Source organism: Paenibacillus crassostreae (assembly GCF_001857945.1).
GTDB classification, from domain to species: domain Bacteria; phylum Bacillota; class Bacilli; order Paenibacillales; family Paenibacillaceae; genus Paenibacillus_AQ; species Paenibacillus_AQ crassostreae.
In genome coordinates, this window is record NZ_CP017770.1 from 3711776 (window position 1) to 3725263 (window position 13488).

General features: G+C 39.2%; 13 protein-coding genes. 9 read left to right on the forward strand and 4 right to left on the reverse strand.

What is annotated here, in order from left to right; genetic code table 11:
• Positions 1 to 28: 28 nt before the first annotated feature.
• Together LPB68_RS17080 and mscL are read right to left on the reverse strand one after the other, a co-directional pair.
• Complete coding sequence (locus LPB68_RS17080) at positions 29 to 412, reverse strand: hypothetical protein (RefSeq protein WP_068661182.1); 384 nt, start codon at positions 410 to 412, stop codon at positions 29 to 31.
• Between the two features lie 133 nt (positions 413 to 545).
• The gene (gene mscL, locus LPB68_RS17085; RefSeq protein ID WP_068661183.1) at positions 546 to 941 is read right to left on the reverse strand and encodes a large conductance mechanosensitive channel protein MscL; all 396 of its coding nucleotides are present in this window, start codon (positions 939 to 941) and stop codon (positions 546 to 548) included.
• 204 nt (positions 942 to 1145) lie between these two features.
• On the opposite strand from mscL, the gene LPB68_RS17090 reads away from it, so the two are divergent.
• The 4 genes from LPB68_RS17090 to LPB68_RS17105 all read left to right on the forward strand — a co-directional run bounded on the left by LPB68_RS17090 (position 1146) and on the right by LPB68_RS17105 (position 4561).
• Positions 1146 to 2186: an NAD(P)/FAD-dependent oxidoreductase gene (locus tag LPB68_RS17090; RefSeq protein WP_068661184.1), complete on the forward strand. Its 1041-nt coding sequence runs from the start codon at positions 1146 to 1148 to the stop codon at positions 2184 to 2186.
• A gap of 51 nt (positions 2187 to 2237) precedes the next feature.
• The gene (locus LPB68_RS17095) at positions 2238 to 2999 is read left to right on the forward strand and encodes a methionine ABC transporter ATP-binding protein (RefSeq protein ID WP_068661185.1); all 762 of its coding nucleotides are present in this window, start codon (positions 2238 to 2240) and stop codon (positions 2997 to 2999) included.
• A complete protein-coding gene (locus LPB68_RS17100) occupies positions 2992 to 3654 on the forward strand; it encodes a methionine ABC transporter permease (RefSeq protein WP_068661186.1) in 663 nt (220 codons plus the stop codon). Before LPB68_RS17095 ends, LPB68_RS17100 begins: the two co-directional genes overlap by 8 nt.
• Positions 3655 to 3724: 70 nt before the next feature.
• Positions 3725 to 4561: a MetQ/NlpA family ABC transporter substrate-binding protein gene (locus tag LPB68_RS17105; protein ID WP_068661187.1), complete on the forward strand. Its 837-nt coding sequence runs from the start codon at positions 3725 to 3727 to the stop codon at positions 4559 to 4561.
• Between the two features lie 110 nt (positions 4562 to 4671).
• On the opposite strand, the gene katA is transcribed toward LPB68_RS17105, so the two are convergent.
• Both katA and LPB68_RS17115 read right to left on the reverse strand, forming a co-directional pair.
• Complete coding sequence (gene katA, locus LPB68_RS17110) at positions 4672 to 6126, reverse strand: catalase KatA (protein WP_068661188.1); 1455 nt, start codon at positions 6124 to 6126, stop codon at positions 4672 to 4674.
• A gap of 341 nt (positions 6127 to 6467) precedes the next feature.
• A complete protein-coding gene (locus LPB68_RS17115) occupies positions 6468 to 7325 on the reverse strand; it encodes a helix-turn-helix transcriptional regulator (RefSeq protein ID WP_068661189.1) in 858 nt (285 codons plus the stop codon).
• 126 nt (positions 7326 to 7451) lie between these two features.
• Here LPB68_RS17115 and LPB68_RS17120 point away from each other — a divergent pair, with 126 nt between their 5' ends.
• From LPB68_RS17120 to LPB68_RS17140, 5 genes are all read left to right on the forward strand, one after another.
• Positions 7452 to 8741: a Gfo/Idh/MocA family oxidoreductase gene (locus LPB68_RS17120; protein ID WP_068661190.1), complete on the forward strand. Its 1290-nt coding sequence runs from the start codon at positions 7452 to 7454 to the stop codon at positions 8739 to 8741.
• 325 nt (positions 8742 to 9066) lie between these two features.
• Entirely contained in the window at positions 9067 to 10218 is a 1152-nt protein-coding gene (gene tnpB, locus LPB68_RS17125; RefSeq protein ID WP_068661191.1) for an IS200/IS605 family element RNA-guided endonuclease TnpB, read from the forward strand.
• Between the two features lie 136 nt (positions 10219 to 10354).
• The gene (locus LPB68_RS17130; protein ID WP_068661192.1) at positions 10355 to 11353 is read left to right on the forward strand and encodes a Gfo/Idh/MocA family protein; all 999 of its coding nucleotides are present in this window, start codon (positions 10355 to 10357) and stop codon (positions 11351 to 11353) included.
• A gap of 238 nt (positions 11354 to 11591) precedes the next feature.
• Complete coding sequence (locus tag LPB68_RS17135) at positions 11592 to 12269, forward strand: helix-turn-helix transcriptional regulator (RefSeq protein WP_068661193.1); 678 nt, start codon at positions 11592 to 11594, stop codon at positions 12267 to 12269.
• A gap of 15 nt (positions 12270 to 12284) precedes the next feature.
• Positions 12285 to 13457, forward strand: coding sequence for a MalY/PatB family protein (locus LPB68_RS17140; protein ID WP_068661194.1), 1173 nt, complete (start codon positions 12285 to 12287; stop codon positions 13455 to 13457).
• The last annotated feature ends 31 nt before the right edge of the window (positions 13458 to 13488 follow it).

Consider the following 13488-nt stretch of genomic DNA (forward strand, 5'->3'; position numbering starts at 1 on the left):
TTCCCGTAGCTACATTGGATAGAATCGGTTAGTTCTTGATAACAAGAATATCGCTAGGTGGAGTACATGTACGTTGGATTTGACGGATTTGTTGATCGGATAGTCTACAACGAACTAAAATAAAGGATGAGGCGACATTGTTGAAGTTATGATTTGCTAAGTTGCCAATATTCTGATTCCCACGAAATACGCGCATGTTACCTTGGAAGTTATTGCGAGAGAATAAGACCAACGTAACTTCATGTGGATTTACGATATTTCTAAGCCTGAAGCTAGTAAGCTCATTATTGAATTGAAATGCTCCTAGATTTCGAACAGCTACTTCTCCATGTCTAAATTGGATTCGTCTCCCTGTATAATTAGCTCCAGAGAACAGAGTGAGTCTAAGAGGGTTTCTAGAATAGGTACGCATTGCTATCACTCCTTTTATGAGATGATAACAATATATGAGAGTCTATCTAGATTGGCGTAGACTATTGTGACTAGATATTACAAAGAGAGATCCTATAATAGGATCCCCACTTTGATGATTTATAATAAATTATTTATTTGTCTAAGCCCCGTTGTTGTTTCAACAAGTCACGGATCTCCGTAAGTAAAATTTCCTCTTTTGTTGGTTCTGGGACGACAGTAGGTTGGATTTCCTCTTTGCGTTTAAATTTGCTTAATAATCTAATGAACATAAAAATAGAGAAGGCAATAATAACGAAGTCGATGACTGTTTGAATGAAAACGCCATATTTCAGAACGGCGTCACCTAAAGTATATTGCAATCCTGAAAAATTCAACCCTCCAAGGAGTAACCCGATCAAAGGCATGAGTAGATCATTAACCAAAGATGTGACGATTTTTCCAAAAGCAGCTCCGATGATAACTGCAATGGCTAGATCCATTACATTTCCTTTCAGTGCGAATGCTTTAAATTCTTTTAGCACAATCATGTCACTTCCTTCATTGTTATAATTTTCATGATGAATTATATCAGAAAGATGAGAAGTGAAGCAATGCAACGATACGGTCACACGAGAAATCATATTTGTCCATTGCCAAATGGTAGATAATTCATTTACAATATAATAATGATAATGAGAATCAATGTCACATGAATGAAATACATAAAATTAGGATTTATGTGGAGGTTAATGGTGAGTAATCAACTTGAATTATACGATGTGACGATTATTGGTGGAGGTCCCGCAGGTATGTACACAGCTTTTTATAGTGGTATGAGGGATTTGAAGACGAAGTTGATCGAGGCAAAGGATGAACTTGGTGGTAGAATGCTCATATATCCTGAGAAAATGATCTGGGATGTAGGGGGAGTTCCTCCGACCCGATGTCATAATCTGGTGGGCCAGCTCAAAGAGCAAGCCCAGACATTTGATCCAACGATTGTACTTGGACAACAAATTACGAATCAAGAACGTCAAGAAGATGGAACGTACATTCTGACATCAGCAACCGGAGAGAAACATTGGACACGTACGGTTATTCTGGCGATAGGCTATGGTATACTGCAAATGGCGAAGCTTGAAATTGAAGGTGCAGATCGGTATGAGATAACAAATCTTCATTATACTGTTCAAGAATTAGAACCTTTTCGAGGCAAGAATGTGTTAATATCAGGGGGTGGCGATTCTGCAGTAGATTGGGCTAATGAATTAGAGACAGTCGCAGCTAGTGTAACTATCGTTCACCGCCGAGATAAATTTGGTGGTCATGAGAATAATATTAGACGTATGAAGGCTTCATCTGTTGTTGTGCGCGTGCCGTACGTTGTCGATCAACTGCATAGTATCAATGGAGATACGATTGATCAGGTTACCATAAGCAATATGGAAACAGGTGCAACGGAGTTAATTGAGGTTGATGCTCTGATCGTTAATCATGGATTGAAGAGTGATTTCGGTCCCCTTAGAGATTGGGGGCTAGAAATGGGCGAGTGGTGGACGAATGTGTCTGAGAAGTTAGAAACTAACCTTCCAGGTATATTTGGTGCTGGTGACTTTGTAGATTATAAGAGTAAGGTTCGATTGATTGCTGGAACATTCACTGATGCGGTTCTTGCGCTAAATAGCGCTAAGCTGTTTATTGATCCAACTGCTGAGAAAGTCGCTTATGTATCATCCCATAATGATAGGTTTAAGGAAAAGAATAAGGCTTTAGGCGTAAGTGAGGATCATTAGATTACATAATCTGATTAGCGGAATAGTTCCCTACAGAAGGAGGGGATCTTAATGATTTCATTACATCAAGTGAGCAAGACCTTTATTAATGCCAATCGGAAATTCCAAGCGGTCGATTCCGTATCACTACATATTGAATCTGGGGATATCTATGGTATTATCGGTAGCAGTGGGGCAGGGAAATCTTCACTCTTAAGGATGATCAATTTATTAGAAAGACCAGATGCAGGAACCGTCGTTGTGAACGATAAAGATCTAATGTTATTGACAGATCGGCAACTTAGAGAAGAAAGAAGAACGATGGGAATGATATTCCAGTCTTTCAATCTAGTACATAACCGTACGGTTAGTGGTAACGTTGCTATGCCACTCGAGATGATTGGAATACCAAGGAAAGAAAGGGCGGAAAGAGTCTCGGAATATTTAGATTTTGTTGGATTACTGGATAAGTCGGATCAATATCCTTCGATGTTAAGTGGAGGACAACAACAACGCGTGGCAATTGCTAGAGCTCTAGTGAATAGCCCCAAGGTACTATTATGCGACGAACCAACATCTTCATTAGATCCACACACAACATCAGATATCCTAAGTATTCTGAAGCATATCAACCAGAGTTTTGGGGTTACCATCGTGATCGTCACACATGAGATGGATGTTATTACAACTCTATGCAACAAGGTATCGATGATGTCAGAGGGGAAATTGCTCCAGACATTACAGACAGAGCAAGGAAATACAATTTCGTCCGATGAAATTTCTAGAGTGAATAATGGTCAGACATGGGGCAAGTTGGGGGTTAATCATGATTGATTACATCATGCAGTATCAATCTGAAATATGGCAAGCGATCGGTGAGACATTCGTCATGGTTGCCATATCTATCGTTGCAGCAATTCTTGTGGGACTTCCTGTAGGGACTGTATTGTTCTTGTGTAGAAAGGGACAGCTGTATGAGAATCGCGTCGTATTTGGTACGTTGAATATAGTTGTCAACGTTGTCAGATCCTTTCCTTTTCTACTACTAGTTGTATTCTTGATTCCATTTACTCGCTTCGTAGTTGGAACAGCTCTCGGTACACTTGCGGCATCCATTCCCTTAGCTGTCATGGCGATTGCTTATTATTCGAGATTGGTTGAACAATCCCTGTTAGAGGTTCCAAGAGGTGTGATTGAAGCAGCTACATCGATGGGAGCATCAACCATTCAATTGATCACTAAATTTCTATATGTGGAAGCACGCTCAGGCCTTATGTTAGGGATGACTACGTCTACCATCAGTTTTATTTCCTACTCGACAGTGATGGGCATCGTAGGTGGCGGTGGGATTGGAGATTTCGCAATTCGTTACGGATACCAAAGATTTGAGACAGAACTTATGGTTGTTACGATTATAATTATGATCATTCTGGTGCAGACCATTCAATATACAGGTAGCTTAATTTCGCGTATGTTGGATAAAAGGTAGCGGACCACGAATGAAATCTAAATTATAATTTGAAAATGATAATAAAGAGAGAGTTATGGAGGGTTTTATGATGAAGAGAAATAGAAAGATAATGTTATTAGGGATAGTTATATTTATGCTGGTTGTAGCTGGATGTGGCAATAATAGTACGAACCAGGCTGAAGGAAATGATAGTATACAAGAAGAGGTTACATTAAAAGTAGCAACGTTGATTCCTCCAATGACAGAGGTATTGGAACTTGTGAAGCCGCAATTGAAGGAAGATGGGATTAATCTCGAGATCGTCGTACTATCAGATAATGTTCAACCGAACAATGCCTTGGCTAACAAGGAAGTTGATGCTAACTTCTTTCAACATGTTCCCTATATGGAGGAATACAACAAGAGTAATGGCACAGAATTGGTAGAAGTGCAGCCGATCTATAACGCCATTTATGGAGCTTATTCCAAGACATATAAGAATATTGAAGATGTTCCTGAGGGTGCAACTATATCCATTGCCAATGATCCTACGAATATTGGTCGTTCACTAGTTATGTTAGAGAAACATGGTTTGATCAAGTTAAAAGAAGGGGTAGGTATTCAGGCAACACAAGCTGATATCATCGAGAATGAGAAGAATTTCAAATTCGAAGAAGTAGACCTATTGATGCTGGCTCGTACACTTGATGATGTAGATCTAGTTCTTATGACTCCTGCCTATGCTAAGCCACTAGGGTTGACACCTAAGAAGGATGCCTTGATTACGGAAGATGGTGATTCCGACTTCGTGATTACTTTAGTAGCTCGTAAAGACAATGCAGATTCAGAACCTATCAAGAAGTTAGCCGAGAGAATGGCAAGTTCAGAAGTGAAACAATTTTTCAAAGATAACTATGGTGAAATTGCAGTACCTGCATTTGAATAATCATTGTAACGGTCATCATAGTAGATGATAATTCAATAAAATAAAGTGGCAGTTCATTCGTAGTGAAATCTACGTTTGAACTGCCGCTTTTGCTTATATGATGAAACATATTATGCCTGTGTTACAGATAATCCGAGTCCATCAGCAATCTGTTGTCCGAATTCAGGATCAGCTTTATAGAAATGGCCGATTTGACGAAGTTTAATCTCTTCCTTATCAACAGGAGTCATAGCACCGACGATATTACTTACAAGACGTGTACGTTCTTCTGCACTCAATAGACGGTATAAATCACCTGCTTGAGTATAATGATCATCACTATCATAAGTTACACTATCAGCCATACCAGATACTTCGAATTGCACGGGTTTGTCTTGAGGCGATTCCGTAGCTCCACCATAGCTATTAGGCTCATAGTATACGGAACTTCCACCATTATTAGTAGGTTGCATCTGACCGTCACGTTGATGAGTGTTTACTTTAGCGTGTGGGCAGTTGATAGGCAACGCATTATGGTTTGCTCCCACACGATAGCGATGAGCATCTCCGTATCCGAATAGACGCCCTTGAAGCATTTTGTCTGGAGAAGCTTCAATACCAGGTACAAATGAACCAGGAGAGAATGTAACTTGCTCAACTTCAGCGAAGTAGTTCTCTGGGTTTCGATCTAGCACCATATTACCAACTTCGATCAGTGGATAATCCTTCTGAGACCATACTTTGGTAACATCGAATGGATCGAACCGATAAGTATCAGCATCTTCTATTGGCATAATCTGAACGAAAAGCTTCCATACGGGGAAATCACCTTTATCAATAGCGTTGAATAGATCCTCTGTATGATAATCAGGATTCTCACCTGCAAGCTTGGCAGCAAGATCTACATCAAGGTTTTTAATTCCTTGCTGTGTTTTGAAGTGATATTTCACCCAAACAGCTTGACCTTCAGCGTTAACCCATTTAAATGTATGACTACCAAATCCGTGCATATGTCTTAGTGTTGCTGGAATACCACGATCTGACATCAGAATAGTCACTTGATGCAATGATTCAGGTGATAATGACCAGAAATCCCATACTGCATTAGGATTTTTCAAATGTGTTTGTGGATGACGTTTCTGTGTATGAATGAAATCAGGAAATTTAATTGCATCACGAATGAAGAATACAGGCGTGTTGTTACCAACCATGTCATAGTTGCCTTCTTCTGTATAGAACTTCAGAGCAAATCCACGAGGGTCACGCACAGTGTCAGCAGATCCAAGTTCACCAGCAACAGTAGAGAAACGAGTAAACATAGGTGTACGTTTACCTACTTCACTTAAGAAAGAAGCTTTAGTATATTGTGATACGTCATTAGTAACTTCGAAATAACCGTGTGCACCCGCACCTTTAGCATGTACTACGCGTTCTGGAACACGTTCACGATTGAAATGGGCCAATTTCTCTAAAAGATGGACATCTTGAATTAATACAGGTCCACGTGGTCCTGCTGTCATTGAGTTCTGGTTGTCTCCAACAGGAGCACCCCAGCTTGTTGTTAGTTTGTTGTTTTCATTAGTCATATAAAGTACCACCTCTTAAGAAATTTGATTATATCCTTATAATATCAGTTATCAGAATATAATCAATACTTTTTTATAATAATTCTAATTAGTATCTAAAATAAGGTATATTTCGGCAGAGACGGATACCGTCCTTTAAAGGACGGCGTAACCGTTTCAGCTTATGACAACAACTTGTTGCTCCTACATTTATCTATATGGCAACTTACTCAAACTATTCTAGTTAAAGGATCAGGGATCTTATTTCAAAATATAAGAAAGTATAAGTTTCACTTCTTACTTTATATCCTTATATTTCGGCAGAGACGGATACCGCCCTTTAAAAGGACGGTGTAGCCGTTTCAGCTTGACCGATGCTGTTTGCGATAATCTCGTGGAGACATGTGAGATGTTTTTTTAAATGTTTTGCCGAAATGGGAGAAATTCTCGAATCCGGATTGCCAAGCAATCTCAGAGATCGAGAGTTGTGACTCTCTTAAGAGTCTTTGAGCTTCTTTAATTCGAGTCAGACTTAAATAACTACTAAATGTAAATCCAGTTGATTCTTTGAAAAGATGACTTAAATAAAATGGACTAATATAGAAGTGGTTAGCAACGTCTGTTAATGTGATTGAATCCGCTAGGTGATCATTGAGATAACGAGTGATTTCCGCTATTTTGCGATGAATAGGTGTAGATTCTTCATGTGAATGAAGCATGTTATGTTGTTGTTGACGATGAGCGTGCAGTAGTAACTCAACAATTCGATGACGAAAGAGGAGCGAGCTACTTGGTTGCAGCGTTAACAACTCATTCTTGATTGAATTCATTGATTCCGTTAAGTAGATACTCTCATGTGGTGGAAGGCGAAGGATTGGAACATCCCATGTAAAGGGTTCTTCAAGTAAAGATAACCATTCAGGATAGAATTGTTCAAGCAAGTTTTTGCCTAAATAGATTACGATTCGCTCATGATCTGGAATGCCTACATCAGATGTTTTATGCACGGCATTACAGTCGATAAACACAAGGTCACCAGCTACAATATGATAGCTTCGATCTTTAATGAAATAGGAGCGTTCACCAGAACATAAGTAATATATTTCATAATGATTATGGATATGATCATGGTGCATATTGAAATGTCCAATTCTGCGATCATATTCAAGATCAATCCGGTGAAAGGGATCATGATACTGTAAATGGTAAGGTTGATTCATAAGGTTCACCTCTGAATTTGAATTATAGCAAGAAATGCGTGATTTAAATAGTAATAGACATATTATGCGGTGAATATAGTTGTTATTTGCGGTATTCTTGTTGTAATAAGCAGAGGAGGAGTTTATATGAGTCAGAAGAAACGGTATGTACTAGTAGGCACAGGCGGAAGAGCTGAATTTTTCTATGGTGCATTAACAGAGAAGTATCGAGATACCTCGGAGTTGGTGGCTTTTTGTGATATGAATCAGACTCGAATGAACTATGCGAACCAACTATTGCGAGAAAAGTATAACTATCCAGAGATTAGCACATATACAGCAGATCAATTTGATCTGATGATTCAGACGGAGAAACCAGATGTCGTAATCGTAACAAGTATAGATCGGACACATCATACTTATATTATTCGTGCTATGGAGCTTGGTTGCGATGTTGTGACGGAGAAGCCGATGACTGTGGATGAAGAGAAGTGTCAAGAAATTCTAGATACCGTTAAAGGGACGGGTAGGAATGTACGTGTTACTTTCAATTATCGCTATGCTCCACATCATACCAAGTTACGTGAGCTGATTATGGATGATGTCATTGGGCAAGTGAATTCTGTACACTTCGAATGGTTATTAAATACGGAACATGGTGCAGATTATTTCCGCCGCTGGCATCGAGACAAGCGCAATAGCGGGGGATTGCTAGTTCATAAATCAACACATCATTTTGATCTTGTGAATTTTTGGATAGGTTCTCAACCTGAGATCGTGTTTGCGTTTGGAGATTTGATGTTCTACGGTAAAGAGAATGCTGAGAAACGCGGAGTAACGGAGTTCTATGAACGAGCTACCGGAAATACGATTGCGAAGGAAGATCCGTTTGCTCTACATCTAGACGACAATGAACATCTAAAAGCCATGTATTTAGATGCCGAGCATGAGGATGGTTATCGCCGAGATCAGAGTGTGTTTGGTGATGGAATTAACATTGAAGATACAATGGGCGTAATGGTCAGATATAAGAGTAAAGCGATTCTAACTTATTCGCTTGTAGCTTATCAGCCTTGGGAAGGCTATCGAATTGTCTTTAATGGTAGCAAAGGACGAATAGAAGCGAATGTCGTGGAACAGTCGTATGTTAACTCTGGCGGGGATAAAGCGATGGAAGGTGCGTTAAAAGGAAAGTCTATTCAAGTATTTCCAATGTTTGACGAGCCATATGAAGTTCAAGTTGATGAAGCAGAAGGCGGACATGGAGGTGGAGATCCTGTATTGTTGAATGACATATTCGGTCATCCACAAGAAGATAAATATAATCGTGCTGCGAATCATATCGACGGAGCAAGATCGATATTAACTGGGATCGCAGCGAATCAAGCGATACGTACGGGGCTCCCGGTTCGAGTAGATAGCTTAGTTCAATTTTAGATATTATCGTAGCGATATCTTACACTAATATTTTTGGGTTTTTCAGAGACTTCCTGCGATGGAGGTCTCTTTTTCATACATGACTTCATTAGCCGACACATGTTATGTCGAATATATAGGCGAATTAGCCATTCAAAGCGATTAGTATATGGTAATAATTTAACATATGTTACAATATACGTGTTCAAATTGAACCTACGAGGTGTCATATGTCTGAGATAGAACATGGACGAGGGTATGTGTTCAAGGAGTTTCCGCAGTTCAAAAGTAAGCTTTGGGACGGTCATTGATGGAATACAATAAAATCAGAAAGTGAGGTGAAGCTATGTTAGTCAAAAAAGCCTACAAGTTCCGAATCTATCCTACCAAAGCACAAGAAATGATGATCGCTAAAACGATAGGATGCTCCAGATTTGTATTTAACTACTTCCTAAATAAGTGGAATGAATTATATAAAGAAACAGGTAAAGGTATGACATATGCTTCATGCTCCTCTGAACTCACGAGTCTAAAAAAAGAGATAGATTGGCTAAAGGAACCAGATAAGTTCTCTTTGCAAAATGCTTTAAGAAACTTAGATGATTCTTACAAGCGATTCTTTAAGAAGCAGAATGATGCTCCACGCTTTAAAAGCAAAAAGAATCCAATTCAATCCTATCAAACGAATTTTACTAACGGAAATATAACGGTTGTAGAGAATAAAATCAAGCTACCAAAACTGGGACTTGTGAAATTTTCCAAATCGAGAGAAGTTGTAGGACGCATTCTAAATGCAACGATTAGACGCCATCCTTCTGGCAAATTCTTTGTATCTATTCTAGTAGAAACAAATGTAGATCTACTTCCAAAGACAAACAAAAGGGTAGGAATAGATGTTGGGCTTAAGGACTTTGCTATTCTGTCTGATTGGAAAGTATTTGGTAATCCAAAATTCTTTCGTACACTAGAATATAAGATGGTAAAGGAACAGCGTATTCTTTCTAGAAGACAACAGCTGGCATTGAAACAAAAGCGTCCTCTGGTTGAAGCAAAGAACTACCAAAAACAAAAGTTGAAAGTTGCTCGGATTCACGAAAAAATAGCTAATGCTAGAGCAGACTACTTACATAAGATCTCTACTGAAATCATCAAAAACCACGATGTGATCGGTATTGAAAATTTGTCAATAAGTAATATGCTTAAAAACGGTAATCTTGCCAAGGCAATCAGCGAAGTGTCATGGTCACAATTCAGAAGCATGCTTGAATACAAAGCAAAATGGTACGAAAAACAGGTTGTAGTTGTGGGTAAGAACTTTGCTAGTAGTCTGCTATGTTCAAGTTGCGGATATAAAAACAAAGACGTTAAGAGTCTTGCATTACGTGAATGGGATTGTCCGGAATGCGGAAGCCATCATGACAGAGATATTAACGCAAGCTTAAATCTTAGAAATGAAGCGATAAGACTTCTAACCGTAGGAATTACGGGGATAGCCTAATCAATTAGAAGCCATTAGGTATCTGTACTTAGGAATCTCGTCACTTTTGTGATGAGTAGTTCAAAGAATGTATTCGTTACAGTTCGATTCATACTTTTATTACATATATACGTCATTACACTACAGGAGGTATACAATGGTACAAGCGAATGATAGAAAGATTAAATGGGGTATTCTAGGCACAGGATGGATTGCAGGGCAGTTCGCCAAAGATTTGGTTCATGCTAAGAATGGTGAAATTTACGCAGTAGGATCACGCTCGAATGAGAATGCTCAACGTTTCGCGGATCAACATCATATTCCACAGGTGTATGGAAGTTATGAAGCCTTGGTGAATGATCCCGATGTAGATGCAATCTATGTGGCAACACCACATCCTTTTCATAAAGATAATGTACTGACTTGTTTACAAGCAGGTAAAGCTGTCTTATGTGAGAAACCTTTTACGGTGAATAGCAATGAATTAGAAGAAATCGTAAGTTATGCGAAGGAACATAAATTGTTCTTAATGGAGGGGATGTGGACTCGCTTCCTACCACCCATTATTAAGGTTAAAGAGTGGTTGGAGGCAGGGCGGATTGGTGATGTGCGCCAGGTGAAGGCAGACTTTGGATTCCGTATGGGTTGGGAGCCTGAAAGTAGACTTCTTAATCCAAGCCTTGGTGGGGGAGCATTGCTAGATGTAGGGATTTATCCGATTTCATTTGCTTCTATGATATTCGGATCTCAGCCTAAGGCTATCTCTAGTGTAGCGCATATTGGTGAGACCGGAGTAGATGAAGAATTCACAATTGTACTATCCTATGAATCTGACCAGACTGCGGTATTGAGTGGGGCAATCCGACTTGAACTCAATAACGAAGCATATATTCGCGGGACGGAAGGTTATATTCATATTCCCTCGTTCTTTAATGCTCAAACAGTCTCGCTCCACGTAGGTGGGGAAGAAGTGGAGAAGTTCACGGATGATCGCCAATGTGAAGGATATACATTTGAAGCTGAAGAAGTAGGCAGATGTCTACTAGAAGGGCTAACAGAAAGTCCGGTTATGACATTGGATGAATCTATTAACATTATGAAGATTCTTGATCAAGTTCGGGGACAATGGGGATTAAGATATCCATTTGAAGGGTGATTTTTAGCAAATAGAGCTTGCTGTGCTTGTGATTCATTTACGAGTGCTAGCAGGCTTTTTTACTATATAAGAAATTAGTGAATAAGTGATAATGCTTTATCGAAATAATAATTTATTATAATTAATACTTGCGAACGCTTTCTTATGATGATAATATGTTATTAAGATAATAAATTATCATAAATATTATAAAATAACAGATAATACTTAGTTAAGAATCTGGAGGTGTAGCGAGGAAATGAGTGAATTACAACTTTTGGAAAAATATTATCCAATAGCTTCTTTTATTGCATCGATTGTCGGGCCTAAATGTGAAGTTGTTATACATGATATTAGTAATCCAGAACGATCTATAGTTCATATTGAGAACGGTCATATAAGTGGAAGGAAAGTAGGAGATGGCGCGACGGATCTAGTGTTAAAGATTCTTAAGGGCGGGGCACACCATGAGCAACAGTTCATAGCAAATTACAAAGGTAAAGGTGCACTTGGTCAGACATTTCGCTCATCTACTTATTTCATCAAAGATGAAAGCGGTATTTTGGTAGGTATGATGTGTTTGAATATCGATGTCACTCATCTAGATACTGCTGCACAATGGATTCAGGATTTACTAGAAGGTGGAGGGGCATTTCCTTCAGTTCCGAAAGCGTCATCTGAACCGGCTGATGAGAAGCCAGTATCTGAATACTTGCAAGGCAATATGGATGATTTATTGGAGCATATGATTGAGAAAGTGATATCTCGATCTACAGTTTCACCTGATCGATTATCTGCTCAAGAGAAGATGGAATTGATTAAAGAATTCAATGATGAAGGAGTCTTTTTATTAAAAGGCGGTGTGGTTCAGGTCGCGAAGGCGTGTAATATGTCCGAACCAACGGTCTATCGATATTTGCAAAAGGTTAAAGACTAGCAGGGAGGAACAATCATGAACACTAATTTTGATGAAGTCATCAATCGATTCGGAACTAATTGTGCTAAATGGGATGGATTAGTTTCAGAGTATGGGCAAGAGGTCATACCGTTGTCCGTAGCAGATATGGATCTACGTGCTCCACAAGCCATCGTTAATGAGACTGTTCGAATGGCTCAACATGGCATATACGGATACACAGAGTTATATCCTCCATATTATGAAGCTGTACAGAGATGGATGAAGCGTGCATATAAGTGGGATATTCCTCAAGATTGGATCGTATTTAGTCCACGCATAGTGCAAGCGGTTTCTATTATTCTGCAAAAGTTCACGGAGATCGGTGATCTAGTGCTTATGCATTCACCAGCTTATCAACCGATTGCTAAGTCCATTACGGAGAATGGTCGTGAACTTGTTGAGAGCCCATTGATCTATCGCAATGGTCGCTATGAAATGAATTTCGAAGATATGGAGCTTTCCATGCAAAAGGGTGTGAAGATTCTCCTGTTAGTCTCGCCACATAATCCAACAGGACGTGTATGGACGGGTACTGATTTAACACGAATCGCTGAATTATGTATGAAATATGATGTTCTGATTGTATCGGATGACGTACATGCTGATTTCATCCGACCTGGTCATGAGCATACTGTGATAGCGAAGCTCTCGGAAGAAATCGCACAACGGAGCATTATATGTACCTCTCCGAGTAAGACATTTAACCTGGCTAGCTTGGAAATCTCTAATATTATTATTCCCAATGAGAAACTGCGTGCGATATTTAAGAATGGTCTAATCGAAGCGGGAATACACAATCCGACATTCTTTGCCGTTCCCATCTGTGAAACCGCTTATACAGAATGCGATGGATGGTTGGAAGAACTGAAATTGTATATTGAAGAGAATATTGATTACGTTAAAGAATTCTTTACGGAGCACTTCCCAGATCTGAAGATTGTAGAATCAGAAGGAACCTACTTACTGTGGGTGGATTGTACATCATTTGATCAAAAAGATGAGAGATTGAAACGATGGTTACTAGATGAATCTAAAGTTAGTGTTAGCATGGGTACATCTTTTGGTCAGCAAGGTGAAGGATTTATTCGCTTAAATGTTGCGACATCGCGAGTAACTTTAGAAGAAGCATTACAACGTATGGCAGCAACGTATCATAGTGTTAAATAAAGAAGCAGCATTGCGTCCAGACAATACTATA

Excerpts from the sequence above, each read along its gene's own strand:
- LPB68_RS17080 (WP_068661182.1), bottom strand. The coding sequence starts at position 412 with ATGCGTACCTATTCTAGAAACCCTCTTAGACTCACTCTGTTCTCTGGA.
- mscL (WP_068661183.1), bottom strand. The coding sequence starts at position 941 with ATGATTGTGCTAAAAGAATTTAAAGCATTCGCACTGAAAGGAAATGTA.
- LPB68_RS17095 (WP_068661185.1), top strand. The coding sequence starts at position 2,238 with ATGATTTCATTACATCAAGTGAGCAAGACCTTTATTAATGCCAATCGG.
- LPB68_RS17100 (WP_068661186.1), top strand. The coding sequence starts at position 2,992 with ATGATTGATTACATCATGCAGTATCAATCTGAAATATGGCAAGCGATC.
- LPB68_RS17105 (WP_068661187.1), top strand. The coding sequence starts at position 3,725 with ATGAAGAGAAATAGAAAGATAATGTTATTAGGGATAGTTATATTTATG.
- katA (WP_068661188.1), bottom strand. The coding sequence starts at position 6,126 with ATGACTAATGAAAACAACAAACTAACAACAAGCTGGGGTGCTCCTGTT.
- LPB68_RS17115 (WP_068661189.1), bottom strand. The coding sequence starts at position 7,325 with ATGAATCAACCTTACCATTTACAGTATCATGATCCCTTTCACCGGATT.
- LPB68_RS17120 (WP_068661190.1), top strand. The coding sequence starts at position 7,452 with ATGAGTCAGAAGAAACGGTATGTACTAGTAGGCACAGGCGGAAGAGCT.
- tnpB (WP_068661191.1), top strand. The coding sequence starts at position 9,067 with ATGTTAGTCAAAAAAGCCTACAAGTTCCGAATCTATCCTACCAAAGCA.
- LPB68_RS17130 (WP_068661192.1), top strand. The coding sequence starts at position 10,355 with ATGGTACAAGCGAATGATAGAAAGATTAAATGGGGTATTCTAGGCACA.
- LPB68_RS17135 (WP_068661193.1), top strand. The coding sequence starts at position 11,592 with ATGAGTGAATTACAACTTTTGGAAAAATATTATCCAATAGCTTCTTTT.
- LPB68_RS17140 (WP_068661194.1), top strand. The coding sequence starts at position 12,285 with ATGAACACTAATTTTGATGAAGTCATCAATCGATTCGGAACTAATTGT.